This window comes from Psychrobacillus sp. NPDC093180, from assembly GCF_044754065.1.
Lineage (GTDB): Bacteria > Bacillota > Bacilli > Bacillales_A > Planococcaceae > Psychrobacillus.
Map to the genome: position 1 here is coordinate 69,400 of NZ_JBIVOJ010000001.1, position 14,961 is coordinate 84,360.

Consider the following 14,961-nt stretch of genomic DNA (forward strand, 5'->3'; position numbering starts at 1 on the left):
GAGGGATATGCGTTGACTATAACCATTTATGATGTAGCAAGAGAAGCAAATGTGTCGATGGCAACTGTTTCACGTGTAGTTAATGGAAACCAAAACGTCAAGCCAGCAACCCGTCAAAAAGTGTTAGCTGTTATCGAGCGATTGGACTATCGACCGAATGCAGTAGCTAGAGGGTTGGCTAGTAAGAAAACAAAAACAGTAGGGGTAATAATACCGGATATTTCTAACGTATTTTACGCAGAACTAGTGCGAGGCATAGAAGATATAGCAACCATGTATCGCTATAATATTATATTAACGAACTCTGACCAGCAGGCTGATAAAGAAGTACAGCTACTTTCTACATTGTTCAGTAAACAAGTGGATGGAATTGTGATGATGAGTGACGAAGTAACAAAGGATATGCTTAGTGAAATGGAAAGGTCGAGCGTCCCGATTGTTTTAGCAGGCACCGTGGAAACATCTGAATCGTTTCCTTCTGTTAATATCGAATATCATGACGCAGCAGTGGACGCTGTAAATCGCCTCATCCAAAATGGTCATACTCGTATTGCATTTGTCTCTGGAAATATGGACTCGACCATAGATCGTGTATATAAACGTTCTGGTTATGAAAAAGCATTAAAAGAGGCAAATATTGAAATTGATGATAACTTGATCGTAGGTGTAGATAATACATACGATGATGGGCTTGTTGCATGGGAAGAATTGGGGCAACTTACCAATCCTCCAACCGCATTTTTTGCAGGCAATGACGAGATTGCAATTGGTTTGATCCATGGGGCACAGGATAGTGGACTAAATGTACCAAATGACATCGAAGTCATCAGTTTTGAAAACTCTAAACTGGCTCGAATGGTTAGACCACAGTTAACAAGTGTCGTATTACCTTTATACGATATTGGCGCAGTTTCTATGCGATTATTAACGAAATTTATGAACAAAGAAAAAATCGACGAACAAATTGTCGTACTTCCTTATCGAATTGAGGAAAGAGACTCCGTCAAATAAAGGGAAACTTTGATCAGTGGGGGGCATCTCCCACTGATTGTTAGTTAAGGCCTACACGATGTAGGTCACGTAGACGTTGCAAACGCTCTTTTATTTTGCGACGAGCTTTGCGCAGGAGCAACACGATGTTGCGTACTTAGTATGCGATACATTTCATCGGGCGCATGCCAGCAGTTGATCTCCGACTTATCTTTTCGCTTTTCTTAAATCTTGAAGTGGGAGTCTTACTGCCCGTTAATGCGGGATAAAAAATCACCAGTAGCCAAAATGGTTACTGGTGATTTTTGTATGACTGCTGATTGCGAAGTGCGTATAGGGCTTTTTCGAGCATTTGTTTATTTTTCTCTGTTATTTCTGCTTTACGTGGAATTGGTTCATACAATGGATTTGGATCCATCCAAGTCGGAATGAATGGAACTGGTGACTCTTTTGACCAACGATCGAGCCAAACTTTTGGTAAGTTGCCTTCGGGTGTTTTTATATCATTCATTTCCATCCAAAGAAGAGACCAAGCACGAGGAACGACACGCCAAATATCATACCCACCGCCACCAACAGCTATCCATCTTCCTTCGCAGTACTGATGTGCCAATTCATGGGCAAGTTTAGGAATTTCTCGGTAAATATTCATCGTTCCATATAAATGGGTTAATGGATCAAAATAATGCGCATCCGCACCATTTTGGCTTAAAATAACATCAGGTTTGAATGCATCTACAATTTCCCGAAGTGCTGTCCGATAAATTTCCAAAAAGGAGTCATCCTCGGTAAAAGCATCTATCGGAAAGTTAAATGAAGTCCCGTATCCTTCACCAGTTCCTCTTTCGGTAATATTACCTGTGCCAGGGAATAAGTATCTGCCAGTTTCATGAATGGAAATAGTACATACATTGGGGTCATCATAAAAACTCCACTGTACACCATCCCCATGGTGCGCATCCGTGTCGATATAAAGAACACGTGCATTGTATTTTTGCTGCATATACTTAATAGCTACTGAACTATCATTATATACACAAAATCCTGAAGCACGTCCTTTAAATCCATGATGGAGCCCCCCGCCTATGTTGAGTGCATGCACAGATTTCCCTTCCATAACGTAATCCACTGCGGTTAGCGTACCCCCAACAAGACTTGCGCTCGCTTCGTGCATATGTGGGAAAATGGGAGTATCTTCCGTTCCGATACCATAGCTTTCATAATTGGTTGTTTCACTTTTTTCCAGGCTAGCTTTTTTGACGATTTCAATATACCCAGGATCATGTACTAAACTTAATTCTTCATCTGTTGCAATGCGAGGTACTACGATATCCGATGGTGATAAAGCATTCATTTCTTTTAAAAGATCGACTGTTAGAGTTAGGCGTTTTTGATTGAATGGATGCGTTTCTGAAAATTTATAGCCTAACTGGTCTTCAGAAAAGACAAACACAGCATTTTTTTTCATAAAATTTTTCCCGGATGATTTGGCCATAGTACTTCAAAGTCATCTGCTTGTAACGCTTCGATGAGTTTGAGTGGATTCATCGTTTTTACACGAAGCACTAAAATTTTATAATCTTCATTTGCTTTATCGGGATATACGAGTACGCTTAATACATTCACTTTTTGTTCATAAAAAACTTTCGAAACTTCAAACAATACACCTGTTTTGTTTGGAACGCGAACTTCAATTTGAGAGCCCGGTTGATGTGCGCCCGTCAGTTCAATAAACTTATACAATAAGTCAGATTCCGTAATCATACCGACTAATTTTCCTTGTGAAACAATAGGTAAACAGCCTATCCGATTATCATAAAAAATAGTAGCTGTTTCTTCTAAAAAATCTAATGGATGGCCCACAATTGGATTTTTTGTCATTATTTTTTCTAACGGTAATTCATACACTTCGGGGTTGTTACTGTTTAATAATGTAGATGGTGTTGCTTTCTTTAAATCACGATCTGTTACTACTCCTAGTATTTCTTTGTTTGCGTTAATAATTGGTATATGACGGATTCTTTTTGCTTTTAATAGCAATAATGCATCATTAATCGTATGTGTAGGTGTTAAAGTCGGTACCGATGTATTCATAATTTCTTCTACAAGCATTTCCATACACCCCTTAGAAAAAATATAATTTTTATCTAATACATAAACCGGTTCATAAATCGTAATTGATCGAATTGTTGAATGGATTCGTCATTCACTCGACTGCCTATTTTAGCCATTAAACAATTAGCTGGATGCGAACTGATCTCGGGATCGTCCGTTGCAAAATATTCAAGGCCGCCAGCTTGCATCATTTTCTCCATCACTTTACGGTACTCCCATACATTTAAACCAGTACCCTTTAAATCCCAATGCCAGTAATATTCCGTTGTAATAGTTATATAATCTTCCATTGCATCATCCATCATTGAAACGCGTAATAGTGTTTTACCAATACCAGTTCCGCGAAATTTTGGAATTATTTCAATTGCCCCTAATTCAATCAGGTTTTCCATTTTTCCTTGCGACCATCTTTCCAGTGGATCCGGATAAAGAAATGTACAATAACCAACGATAGTCTCTTGGTCTCGTACAATAATAATTCTTCCTTCAGGCAATTTGGCAATTTCAATAATTGCTTTATGCTGCTGGGCAGGCGCCCGAAAGGCTACTAAATCTTCATGAAACGTTAAATCGGCTATTACATCTGAAGGAATCGGTCCTTCGACAATGACAGCACCATGTTTTGTTTCTATTTCCAACGCATTATACGTCTTTTCGTGTATCACGATTTCACCACCTATAAAAATAAACGCATTTAACACTATTATACATGATTTCTACAAAAAGTAGATGGATGGATAGGAAACGTAACCAAACATTCGTAAAAATAAAAAGATTGGCAAAACTGTGAACAAGTATTGTAGAATAGAAGTGTATAGTTTTTGTATAGTTATAGAAAGGGTGAATAGGATGAAGGTAGTTGAATTGTTACCAGTCGAACAAGGGGATTATCAGTTAAAGGATTATGAAGAAACAAAAAGAACTTTCAAGTGGGAAGATGCAGAAAAAAACTTTTCATGGTATGAAACTGGAAAAGTAAATATGGCATACGAAGCCATTGATAGACATGCAGAGTCTGACAAGAAAGACAAAGTCGCACTATATTATCAAGATGCAGATAGAAAAGAATCGTATACGTATTCAGATATGAAAAAGTGGACAAACAAAGCTGCCAATGTTTATAAGGAATATTCTAACTTAACAAAAGGGGATCGACTATTCATCTTTATGCCGAGATCTCCAGAATTATATTTTTCTCTTTTAGGTGCTGTTAAAAAAGGTGTGATTGTTGGACCACTTTTTGAAGCATTTATGGAAGGAGCAGTATACGACCGATTATTGGATAGTGAAGCAAAGGCAATTGTGACAACTCCTGAATTATTAGGAAGAGTTCCTTTAGAAAAATTACCGAACTTAGAAACGGTATTTTTAGTAGGGGATAACATAGAGGAAACAGATAAGTTTATTGATTTTAACAAAGCATTACATAATGCTTCGGATGCTTTTGATATTGAGTGGGTAGATAAAGAAGATGGGCTAATCCTACACTATACATCAGGTTCTACAGGAAAACCAAAAGGAATTCTACATGTACACTATGCAATGGTTCAACAATATCAATCGATGAAATGGGTTATGGATATTAGGGATGAAGATGTGTATTGGTGTACAGCTGACCCAGGATGGGTAACTGGTACTTCTTACGGCATATTTGGACCTTGGTTGAATGGTGCAACATCACTTGTTCTTGGTGGTCGTTTTTCACCAGATGCTTGGTATAATGCTATTGAAGATTACAAAGTAACAGTATGGTATAGTGCACCAACTGCTTTCCGGATGCTGATGGGAGCAGGAGATGCTATTGTGGAAAAACATGATTTATCCTCATTACGTCATATTTTATCCGTTGGAGAACCATTGAATCCAGAGGTGATAAAATGGGGAATGCAAGTGTTCCAATTACGCATACATGATACATGGTGGATGACGGAAACAGGAGCTCAAATGATTTGTAACTTTGGTTGCCTGCCGATTAAGCCAGGATCAATGGGGAAACCACTTCCTGGATTAGAAGCAGCAATCATTGACAATCAAGGAAATATTGTTCCACCATTCACGATGGGCAATTTAGCGATTAAAAAAGGCTGGCCTTCGATGATGCGTCAAATTTGGAATAATAAAGAGAAATATGAATCTAGCTTTATGAATGATGAATGGTATTTTTCTGGGGATTCTGCTTATATGGATGACGAAGGATACTTCTGGTTCCAAGGAAGAGTAGATGATGTTATTATGACTTCCGGGGAACGTGTAGGACCATTTGAAGTAGAGAGTAAACTACTGGAGCATCCTGCTATTTTAGAGGCAGGCGTAATTGGTAAACCGGACCCTGTACGCGGTGAAATTATTAAAGCATTTGTTGCATTAAATGAAGGATATGAGCCTTCCGATGAACTAATTGCGGATATTCAGCAGTTTGTCAAAAAAGGACTCGCTGCACATGCAGCACCAAGAGAAATTGAATTTAAAGATAAGCTCCCGAAAACAAGAAGCGGTAAAATTATGCGCCGAGTTTTAAAAGCTTGGGAGTTAAAATTGCCAACTGGCGACTTATCTACGATGGAAGATTAATATATAACGAAAAGCCACAGCAACCAAGTTTAGGTTGTTGTGGCTTTATTTTATTATCTTCTTGCAGTTGTAGTATCTACTTCTTCGGCTGGTTCTTCTTCAACAGGAGGAGTAATTATTTCTTCTTCTGGCGTGTCAACCTCTCCATTTTCTGGAGCTGTTGGAGGCACGACTGGTTCCACTGGTGTCTCAGGTTGTTGAACTTCTAGCGATACAATATTGGAAGCGCCTGATTGTAAACCAGTAATGTCTACAGATACAATAATATATTGACCAGGACCGCTAATTGTATGATTAGGAGATTCGGCTTCCGCTTTAGTTGCCACTAGCATTCTTTGTCCATCCACCACTTGGTACACACGATAACCAACAACGTCTGAAGACGCTGATTTGGACCAAGTAATGGTGTTTCCAGAGATCGTAGCATTTACCGCTGAAGGCGGGCTACCATCTGCATTAAATACTTCTTCTGAAACAACATTTCCACCAAAACTAGAATTCTCTGGGAACAGCTTACTAGCATTCCCACCAAATCTTCCAAGCATTCGTGTGATAAAGTCTTGGTTTACACCATAGCCTCCTTGCACAACAAATTCCCTTGGAGTAGCATCCAATGCGCGATACCTATTGCCGTTTATCACCACATAAGAAGAGGAGATTAGACTATCATCTGCTGCGGTTGGTAACATAGCAGCAGCGTTAAACAAATCGGATTTAACTAATCCTGCTTGTGCACATGCATCGGAAGGAGCTAGTCCAGAAATTCCACAGAAAGATCTTGTAACCACACCTTCAGGAACTTGGAAAGCGTTTGGTGCATCGATTAGTTCTGGTGACACATCATACATAGCATTCATCATATTAGACCACAGCATATTGACTCGTACACTAGGATGATTATAGCGATTATTCATATAAAATAAAGATTTTGTATTATCATCGTAACCAAGCCATACACCTAAAGAGATATTTGGATTATAACCAACGAGCCATGAGTCATTATGATTTTGGGTTGTTCCTGTTTTAGCAGCGAAATCGGACTGGAATTTAAGTCGTGAGTTTGCTAATTTCGCAGTACCACCAGATAATACGTCACGCATCATATCAGTAATAATATAAGCGGTTGCTGGACTAAAGACTTGTACTGGCTCGATTTCATGTTGATAAATAACTTTTCCATCCACGCTTTCAATCTTTTCGATCATATAGGCGTCGATAAATTGACCATTATTAGCAAAAGTACCAAATGCATTTGTATTTTCTTCCACTGTAGCACCGTTTGTCATCCCGCCGATAGAAAGCGCATGGTTTGCATATTCATTTTCTTCAATATGTTCAAATCCCATTTTTAACAAGAAATCAGTTGGTTTTCGATCCATAATTAAATCATATAATCGAATCGTCGATAAGTTTTGGGAAGTCATAAGTGAACTACGTGCTGAAATAATCCCTTTTTCTTGTGCAATCGTGTAGTTAGCTGGTGATTTAGCCCAGGTCGTCCCTTTTAGGTTGTCCAGTTTAATATCCACTACGGGACTCCCAGCTCCTATCACTCCATATTCAATTGCAGGTGCATATACAAGTAAAGGCTTCATCGTTGACCCAATTGGTCTTACCCCTTGTGTAGCATGATTATATTGTTCTAAATTATAATCGCGTCCACCAAGGAACGATAGAATTTTCCCAGTGTTATTTTCAATTAGCATACTTCCAACTTGAGCAGGGAAATCTTTTGCAACGATCTCGCCGGTATTTGGATCTTTTACTTCTTTCGTATACGTATGTCCATAGTATTCGAATTCATCTTTTACTTTTAACATCGCTTCAAACATGTCTCTATTAATCGTTGTATGGATGCGATATCCATCTGTTCGAATAGAGCGTTCAGCCATTATATTATATTTCTCTAATAATTTAGGTTCTTTTGCTAGTCTTTCAGGGTCAATTCCATCTGCACTAGCTAATTGGACTCTTAAAATCTCTTTTACCCGGTTTTCTACTTCTGCTGTTAGCCATGGATATTTCTCTTCAGCTACCACTTCGGGCTCTCTAAAATCTTGTGTAATATCATAATTTACTGCAGAATCATATTCTGCTTGCGAAATATAACCTGTTTCTTTCATACGGAAAAGCACTGTCTTCATTCGCTCGATACCGGCTTGTAGTGCTTCACCTTCTTTTTTTTCTCCACCTTGTCTAAAAGGTGTGTAGGCAAATGGAGCTTGTGGAATACCGGCAATATAGGCGGCTTGTGGCAATGTAAGATCTTTTGCTTTTACATTGAAGATACCGTTTGCAGCTGTTTCAATTCCTGCAATATTTCTTCCGTTTGCATTTCGTCCATATGGAATGATATTTAAATATGCTTCTAAGACTTCCTCTTTTGTCATGAAATGTTCTAAACGCATAGCCAAGAGGATTTCTTTAGCTTTTCGTTCGTACGACACTTCGTTTGTTAGAATCTGGTTTTTTATTAACTGTTGCGTCAAAGTAGAGCCACCAGTTTGTGTATCCGAATTTGTAACGTCTTGAAGCAAACCACGGAAAATTGCTTTCGGTACAATTCCATTATGTACTTCAAAGTATTCATCTTCTGTCGCCAGTACCGCATCAATAACATATGGAGAAACGGCAGCAAGCTTCGTTTCCGTACGTTCAAGATCCGTTCTTAGCTTTCCTAAATAGACATTTTCTGCAAAATATATTTCAGACGTTTCTTCATAATTAAACACATCCGCTCTCATATCTTCTTTAGCTCGAAGTGGTTCTTCTTTCACTAAAGAAGCAAAATAACCGGCACCTACGGAAGCTGCAAATACTCCGAGCGCAAGGAATGTGACCAAGAATATTAAGCACAAGTTCCATATAACACTAGAAGAAATTCGCAATCCTTTCGCCCATTTAGTAGTTTGCCACTCATTCATTTTCTCTGTATAAAAGTGGATTTTCTCCATCCATTTTTTCATTGATTATTCGACCCCCAAATCAAGAATTATTATACCATAATCGCTCATCTGTAAACGATAGATATTGACATACGGATTAAATTAGGTAAAATAGGTATATAATTTAACTAGGAAGAGTCCGAAGTAGTTGTTGTATTTACTGTTTAGAGAGCTAGCGGTTGGTGAAAGCTAGTCAGTGTGCAAAGAGCGAATTACAGGCTTGGAGTTAGACGTTTTCACAACGATATCGTGATTGAAGCGGAAGGTGAATTCCTTCAAGCTGGGTGGTACCGCGCTAATTTGTTAACTAAGCGTCCCTGCATGATTTATTTCGTGCAGGGACTTTTTTTATTTATAAGGAGGAGATTGAAATGACAAATGCTTTACTAGAAGACTTATCCTGGAGAGGGCTCATTTATCAGCAAACCGATGCAGATGGATTAAAAGATTTACTAAATAGTGAAAAGATTTCTTTATACTGTGGAGTAGATCCAACTGCAGATAGTATGCATATTGGACATATCGTTCCATTACTAACATTAAGACGTTTCCAATTACATGGCCATCGTCCAATTTTATTAGTTGGTGGTGCAACAGGAATGGTTGGAGATCCATCTGGTCGTTCTGAAGAGCGAGTATTACAAACAACGGAGCAGATTGATAAAAACGTAAAAGGTATTAAAACTCAAATGGAGCGCATTTTCGATTTTAATACCGACAATGGGGCTCAAATGGTAAATAATCATGACTGGATTGGGCCAATGTCCGTTATCGAGTTTTTACGTGATTTTGGTAAGCTTATCAATATTAACTATATGCTAGGGAAAGATTCCATTGCTTCTCGTTTAGATTCTGGTCTTTCTTTTACAGAGTTTGCATACACACTAATTCAAGGAATTGACTTCAATCACCTATTTAATACGTACAACTGTAAAGTGCAAGTTGGTGGATCTGACCAATGGGGTAATATAACAACAGGTCTGGAAGTAATTCGTAAAACGCATGAGGAAGAAACAAAAGCTTTCGGAATTACAATTCCACTAGTAACAAAAGCAGATGGAACAAAGTTTGGGAAGTCAGCATCTGGTGCTGTATGGTTGGATGCGAAAAAGACTTCTCCATATGAGTTTTACCAATTCTGGATCAACACAGCCGATGCCGATGTTATTAAATACATGAAAATCTTTACGTTCTTAGATCGTAATGAAATTGAAGCATTAGCTGAAACTGTTGAAAATGAACCGCATTTACGTAAAGCACAAACAACATTAGCGGAAGAGATGACTCGCTTAATCCACGGGGAAGAAGCTTTAGAACAAGCAGTTCGTATATCTCGCGCTTTGTTCAGCGGAAATTTGAAAGAGTTATCGGCGGATGAGATGAAAGATGCATTTAAAGATGTGCCGTCAGTGGAAATGTCAAAAGATGCGAAGAATATTGTGGATTTCATCGTGGAAGCAAGCGTGTCTCCTTCTAAAAGACAAGCCCGTGAAGACGTAACGAATGGCGCTATATCCGTTAATGGCGAAAAAATTACCGATTTAACATATGAGGTAGGAGAAAGTGATCGTTTAGAAGATGAATTTATGATCGTTCGTAGAGGTAAGAAAAACTACAAAATGATTAAATTTGTATAAATTAAGTGGGAATCCTATGGCCCGTTAATGCGGGATAAAATGAAAGCTACTTCCCAATAAATAAAGGGAAGTAGCTTTTTACCCAAAAGAGTATATTGGTTAGAATCCACCACGTTCATCTACATGATGATTGTTCTGTCCATCTTTTACTTGAAGTTTTTTCTTTTCGTGATCTGTTAATTTTTCAGGTTCAGTGAAATTTGGGCTAACATGTGTATTTTTCATTTTTTTATTTGTCGATGTATGGCTGTTGTGATTTTTCATATGCTAATCCTCCAATCTATAATCATTTCAGTTCTTAGTATTTACGTTGGTTAGTGAAATAATCATGAAATTATTAAGAAGTTTTAAATTTAATGTGAAATAGGATGATAAATAAGCGTTAAATAGTATAGAATAATAATTGGAGAGAAACTTTCAACTATTTTTAAATAGTAAGTAATTTCATTTTATAGGTTAATTATTTGGATCGAGGGGCTGGGTGCAATGGCTACAAAAAAGTACATATTAGATCGCTTCGACGATTTTTTTGTCATTCTATTTGAGAAAAATAACAAAGCGAACAAGTTAGTTATTTTAAAAGATAAGTTTACGATAGATGCAAAAATTGGAGATTTAATAGAAGTTCATATGAATGAGGATAAATCAGGGTATGATTTTAAAATACTAAAAGAAGAAGCAAATGAGACGAGACAGCGGTTATTGGATTTAATTCAAGGAATGAAAAAAGTTTAAACATATGTATCTTGAAAGAAAGCGTTTTTCTATTCGATTAGATTGGCGCTTTTTTTGTGTGAAAAGCAATACAGTTCCTAAACTAAGCAAAAATCAATTGTACAGCTAGGCCTTAATCTAATCTAACATTTGATAGAAACATATATTATAAAAATAATAAATGAGGAGGTGAAAAAATGTCTAAAAAAAGAAAAATAGTTAGAGTGAAAATGGATGGAAAGTGTTCCTCGATTAGTAAGACTAAATGCGCTCCTCCTTTAATTCCTGACTTACCTTGTTTGAGTATTTGTGATTGTTGTGTTTCTCCTCTCCAGTATGTCTTACAGCAACTGATGGGACAAACTGTACTTATCGCTACTATTGCAGACGCACCAAATCAACAACCCCGCTTATTTTTATACACTATTACAGGAGTAAATGATTTTTTAGTTACAGTTGTAGGTGACGAAGGAACTTTTGTAGTAAATATTTCGGATATAATAGGGGTAGGGTTTTCTCTGTCAGTTCCTATACCTAACCTGTTGCCCCCAGTTGGTGCTGGCTGCGATTGTGATTGTCGTGAACGACCAATTAGACAATTGCTAGGTACATTAACCGGTTCTACAGTGAATCTTTTAGTAAGTAATGGTTCTGTTGCACAAAACTTTCATGTAGAACAAACAGGTCTTGGTATAGTTTTAGGTACTTTGCAAATAAATATGGATACAACCTTGAGATTTGCAATTTCAACTTGCAAAATTACAGCTGTATGGATGCCTACTTAAATAAAGATTCACTTGTATTATTGAGGAAGTAACGGATTTAGAGCAACGAAAATAGATAGTAGAACGTAATGTTGGTAAACACAATTTACAATAACTTACAGGTTCTATTCAAGAATGCTACCCAGGAATAACTAAAAATGGTTTAGTGTAAGTAGTGTTTATCATCTTATGTACGGGGTGTTGTGAACGCATCAATTCCCTCTCAATAAAGTTTTTCCTATACATACGCAACTATACAGAGTTTTTATTGGCCCCAATATCTGTGCATTATTGAAAATTGAAAAAAGCCCCAAACCCCAGATATCTCTGGGATTTGAAGGCTTTCAATACTATTTCTCGATTAACGAGAGTAGAACTCAACGATTAGAGCTTCGTTAATTTCAGCAGATAATTCGCTACGCTCTGGAAGGCGAACGAAAGTACCAACTTTGTTGTCAGCGTCAAATGTTAAGTATTCTGGAACGAAGTTGTTTACTTCGATTGATTCGTTTACAACGTCTAGGTTTTGAGATTTTTCACGAAGAGAAATTTCTTGACCTGGTTTTACGCTGAATGATGGAATATCAACACGTTTACCATCGATCATAACGTGACCGTGGTTAACTAATTGACGAGCTCCACGACGAGTACGAGCAAGACCTAAACGGTAAACAACGTTATCAAGGCGAGTTTCAAGAAGAATCATGAAGTTTTCACCATGTTTACCTTGCATTTTACCAGCTTTGTCAAAAAGATTACGGAATTGACGTTCGTTAACACCATAAGTGTGACGAAGTTTTTGTTTTTCTTGTAATTGCATACCGTATTCTGTTAATTTTTTACGTTGGTTTGGACCGTGTTGTCCTGGTGCGTAAGGGCGTTTTTCTAATTCTTTACCAGTACCGCTTAGTGAGATACCAAGACGACGTGATAATTTCCATGATGGACCTGTATAACGAGACATATATGTCTCCTCCTTTATATTGGTTTTATTTTGTTGTAAAATAAGACCAGATGTATTCAGACTAGCAGACATTTTGTTTTCATGTATCATCGCCCTAGCAGCCGAGGGTTACAGGATACACCATCTATAAGAGGAACAAAATGAGCAATCTAGGCCATACAACTGCTGCATTTATTTTACACAAATTCGATTGTATCGTTTTATGTGGAGAAAGTCAATAAAATTCATTTTAATAGATTGAACAGTTATGAAGTACAAGAAACAATTGACAAATCTAAAGGGATATAGTCAAATAGAATTACAATTAAAGTGTGATAAAAGTATCAAATCCGCTCTTAGAAAACTGAGAGGTGTACTCATGAAAAATGACGCAATAATGACGCATTTAAAAGGTCGTATTCTAGATGTTTATAACGAGAATTTACTTGTAAATGGGACTACTATAAAATGGTTCAATGACTTAAAAGTAATATTGTCAGAATTTTTTGGAGTTGAGATAGCTCATTATTTAATTTTTGACGTGGATTCATTTAAACCATTGAGAGAAGATTATGCTTTTACTAAAAACATGCCTACGATTAAATGGCTTGATATAAAAGCATTCTTTGATGAGAAAAACTTTACCGAAAATCCTTTATGGGATTCTGAAAATGATATGAATAAACTAGTTAAAATTTTACTGAGGGATCACGAGGATAAACCAATTGGATTGCTCGCAATGGATTCAACAGTGAAATGGAAGGAATTCTCCGAAACAGAAAATATAAAAGAGTTTGTTTGCACGATTAGTAAGCTTGTGAAAACCATTAGGCAATCGATTAGATTAGTCCAGCAAGAAAACCAATTTCGTCATTTATTTAGTGTAACAAAAACATTTAACTCCACGCTAGATTCCGGAGAAATATTAAATGGAACATTATTCGCTATAAATAATGCATTTCCACAAATAGAGCCTACGTTAATATTATCGAATGACCAAGATAGAAAAACTTCAGTTCCTTATAAGCTATTTGACTACACTTCTGAAAGACCAGCCACAGTAGATGCATATGTTTCGGGAGAAATTACTACAGAAATAGAAGAAGATTTAGGAGTACGATTAATAAATGTGCCGATAAAGGGGAAACAAGGAATTTATGGAATATTACAACTTGCTGTCCCAACAGATTATATTTTCTCTACTAGACAAAAAGAATTTGCAACTTCGCTAGCGGAAACAACGGGAAATGCCCTTGAAAACGCAAAATTATATATACAGTCACATAAATTAGTTTCAGATTTGCAATTGATAAACGAAACTTCACATACATTGAATACGAATATTTCTTTAGATGAAATGCTAGTTTTCTTAAGAAACCAATTAATAAAATCTTTCATACCGGAGCAAATATGCTTTGTTTTTATTGAAAAAGATGAATACAAAATCTTTGGTGCGAGTAATGATTATTTCCATACAGATGAAGGTCAGTTGTATATTCAGCATGTAGCGAATCATTTTAATAAAGGGAAGGAACCTCTGTTCATAGCTGACTTTAACCGACTAACAAAGTTAAAGTATGGATATCGTTCTCTCATTGCAGTTCCGTTAAAAGAGCAAAATACAATAACGGGTTTTAGTATAGTTTTGCATAAAGAACCTTATTACTTTTCGTTTGATGCCTTTAAATTAATGCAATCACTCATTCAGCATTCTTCACTTGCCATAAGTAACTCTGCACTCCGCAATAAGTTGCAGGAGATGGTCAATCGCGATCATTTGACGAATCTTTTTGCGCGAAATTATTTAGATAAATATGTAGAAAGCTCCATGAAAGTAGATGATTGTGGAGTATTTGTGTTAATCGATATCGATGATTTTAAACAAGTGAATGATAAGTATGGTCATCAAATTGGGGATGAAATATTAAAACAAATTGCATCCATTATAGAGAAAAAAGTTGGAGAGAAAGGAATAGGTGCGAGATGGGGTGGAGAAGAGCTAGCGTTATACTACGCTCAAATGCCACTCGAAGAAGGCATCCAAAATTGCTCTCAATTATTGATGACGATACCACTGGAAACAAATCCGAGTGTGACAGTTTCGATCGGTATTTCGAGTTGGAAACAACGCGATGATATAGATTATCGCCATCTTTTTCATCAAACAGATATCGCTTTATATAAAGCAAAAAACAAAGGGAAAAATCAGTTAAGTGTTATGGAGGTATCTCAACTTTTGTAGGGAGATGCCTTTTCTTTTTGGTCGATTATGTATAAACTAT

At 37.0% G+C, this 14,961-nt stretch carries 11 protein-coding genes, 1 pseudogene and 1 other annotated feature; of the genes and pseudogenes, 6 read left to right on the forward strand and 6 right to left on the reverse strand.

What is annotated here, in order from left to right:
- Positions 1 to 12 precede the first annotated feature (12 nt).
- The gene (gene ccpA / locus ACIP9W_RS00450; RefSeq protein ID WP_400785044.1) at positions 13 to 1,011 is read left to right on the forward strand and encodes a catabolite control protein A; all 999 of its coding nucleotides are present in this window, start codon (positions 13 to 15) and stop codon (positions 1,009 to 1,011) included.
- 271 nt (positions 1,012 to 1,282) lie between these two features.
- Here the strand turns inward: ccpA and ACIP9W_RS00455 are convergent, their stop codons facing one another.
- Genes ACIP9W_RS00455 through ACIP9W_RS00465 form a run of 3 tightly spaced genes read right to left on the reverse strand, consistent with a single transcriptional unit; the run spans position 1,283 to position 3,770 of the window.
- Positions 1,283 to 2,458 (reverse strand): acetoin utilization protein AcuC, encoded by a 1,176-nt coding sequence (locus tag ACIP9W_RS00455; RefSeq protein WP_400785046.1) that lies wholly within the window; start codon positions 2,456 to 2,458, stop codon positions 1,283 to 1,285.
- Positions 2,455 to 3,102, reverse strand: coding sequence for an acetoin utilization AcuB family protein (locus ACIP9W_RS00460; protein ID WP_400785048.1), 648 nt, complete (start codon positions 3,100 to 3,102; stop codon positions 2,455 to 2,457). The genes ACIP9W_RS00455 and ACIP9W_RS00460 overlap by 4 nt, the downstream gene beginning before the upstream one ends.
- Positions 3,103 to 3,137: 35 nt before the next feature.
- On the reverse strand, positions 3,138 to 3,770 hold the full coding sequence (locus ACIP9W_RS00465; protein ID WP_282241364.1) for a GNAT family N-acetyltransferase: 633 nt from the start codon (positions 3,768 to 3,770) through the stop codon (positions 3,138 to 3,140).
- Positions 3,771 to 3,954: 184 nt separating this feature from the next.
- Here ACIP9W_RS00465 and acsA point away from each other — a divergent pair, with 184 nt between their 5' ends.
- Complete coding sequence (gene acsA, locus ACIP9W_RS00470; protein WP_400785050.1) at positions 3,955 to 5,676, forward strand: acetate--CoA ligase; 1,722 nt, start codon at positions 3,955 to 3,957, stop codon at positions 5,674 to 5,676.
- 53 nt (positions 5,677 to 5,729) lie between these two features.
- Here the strand turns inward: acsA and ACIP9W_RS00475 are convergent, their stop codons facing one another.
- On the reverse strand, positions 5,730 to 8,642 hold the full coding sequence (locus ACIP9W_RS00475) for a transglycosylase domain-containing protein (RefSeq protein WP_400785052.1): 2,913 nt from the start codon (positions 8,640 to 8,642) through the stop codon (positions 5,730 to 5,732).
- A 100-nt stretch (positions 8,643 to 8,742) separates the two neighbouring features.
- Positions 8,743 to 8,943: a binding site (T-box leader), on the forward strand.
- A 49-nt stretch (positions 8,944 to 8,992) separates the two neighbouring features.
- Between ACIP9W_RS00475 and tyrS the strand changes: the two genes are divergently transcribed.
- Entirely contained in the window at positions 8,993 to 10,258 is a 1,266-nt protein-coding gene (gene tyrS, locus ACIP9W_RS00480; protein WP_400785054.1) for a tyrosine--tRNA ligase, read from the forward strand.
- 99 nt (positions 10,259 to 10,357) lie between these two features.
- Here tyrS and ACIP9W_RS00485 read toward each other — a convergent pair whose 3' ends face one another.
- Positions 10,358 to 10,522: a hypothetical protein gene (locus ACIP9W_RS00485; protein ID WP_282241368.1), complete on the reverse strand. Its 165-nt coding sequence runs from the start codon at positions 10,520 to 10,522 to the stop codon at positions 10,358 to 10,360.
- Positions 10,523 to 10,744: 222 nt separating this feature from the next.
- On the opposite strand from ACIP9W_RS00485, the gene ACIP9W_RS00490 reads away from it, so the two are divergent.
- Together ACIP9W_RS00490 and ACIP9W_RS00495 are read left to right on the forward strand one after the other, a co-directional pair.
- The gene (locus ACIP9W_RS00490) at positions 10,745 to 10,993 is read left to right on the forward strand and encodes a DUF3006 family protein (RefSeq protein ID WP_142538810.1); all 249 of its coding nucleotides are present in this window, start codon (positions 10,745 to 10,747) and stop codon (positions 10,991 to 10,993) included.
- 284 nt (positions 10,994 to 11,277) lie between these two features.
- Positions 11,278 to 11,757, forward strand: a pseudogene (locus ACIP9W_RS00495) (hypothetical protein); the annotation flags it as partial.
- Positions 11,758 to 12,097: 340 nt separating this feature from the next.
- On the opposite strand, the gene rpsD reads toward ACIP9W_RS00495, so the two are convergent.
- Positions 12,098 to 12,700, reverse strand: coding sequence for a 30S ribosomal protein S4 (gene rpsD, locus ACIP9W_RS00500; RefSeq protein ID WP_282241495.1), 603 nt, complete (start codon positions 12,698 to 12,700; stop codon positions 12,098 to 12,100).
- A gap of 358 nt (positions 12,701 to 13,058) precedes the next feature.
- On the opposite strand from rpsD, the gene ACIP9W_RS00505 reads away from it, so the two are divergent.
- Positions 13,059 to 14,921: a sensor domain-containing diguanylate cyclase gene (locus tag ACIP9W_RS00505; RefSeq protein WP_400785057.1), complete on the forward strand. Its 1,863-nt coding sequence runs from the start codon at positions 13,059 to 13,061 to the stop codon at positions 14,919 to 14,921.
- Positions 14,922 to 14,961 lie beyond the last annotated feature (40 nt).

Coding starts and splice junctions, on each gene's coding strand:
- ACIP9W_RS00485 (WP_282241368.1), bottom strand. CDS start 10,522: ATGAAAAATCACAACAGCCATACATCGACAAATAAAAAAATGAAAAAT.
- acsA (WP_400785050.1), top strand. CDS start 3,955: ATGAAGGTAGTTGAATTGTTACCAGTCGAACAAGGGGATTATCAGTTA.
- ACIP9W_RS00475 (WP_400785052.1), bottom strand. CDS start 8,642: ATGAAAAAATGGATGGAGAAAATCCACTTTTATACAGAGAAAATGAAT.
- rpsD (WP_282241495.1), bottom strand. CDS start 12,700: ATGTCTCGTTATACAGGTCCATCATGGAAATTATCACGTCGTCTTGGT.
- ACIP9W_RS00455 (WP_400785046.1), bottom strand. CDS start 2,458: ATGAAAAAAAATGCTGTGTTTGTCTTTTCTGAAGACCAGTTAGGCTAT.
- ACIP9W_RS00460 (WP_400785048.1), bottom strand. CDS start 3,102: ATGCTTGTAGAAGAAATTATGAATACATCGGTACCGACTTTAACACCT.
- ACIP9W_RS00505 (WP_400785057.1), top strand. CDS start 13,059: ATGAAAAATGACGCAATAATGACGCATTTAAAAGGTCGTATTCTAGAT.
- ACIP9W_RS00490 (WP_142538810.1), top strand. CDS start 10,745: ATGGCTACAAAAAAGTACATATTAGATCGCTTCGACGATTTTTTTGTC.
- tyrS (WP_400785054.1), top strand. CDS start 8,993: ATGACAAATGCTTTACTAGAAGACTTATCCTGGAGAGGGCTCATTTAT.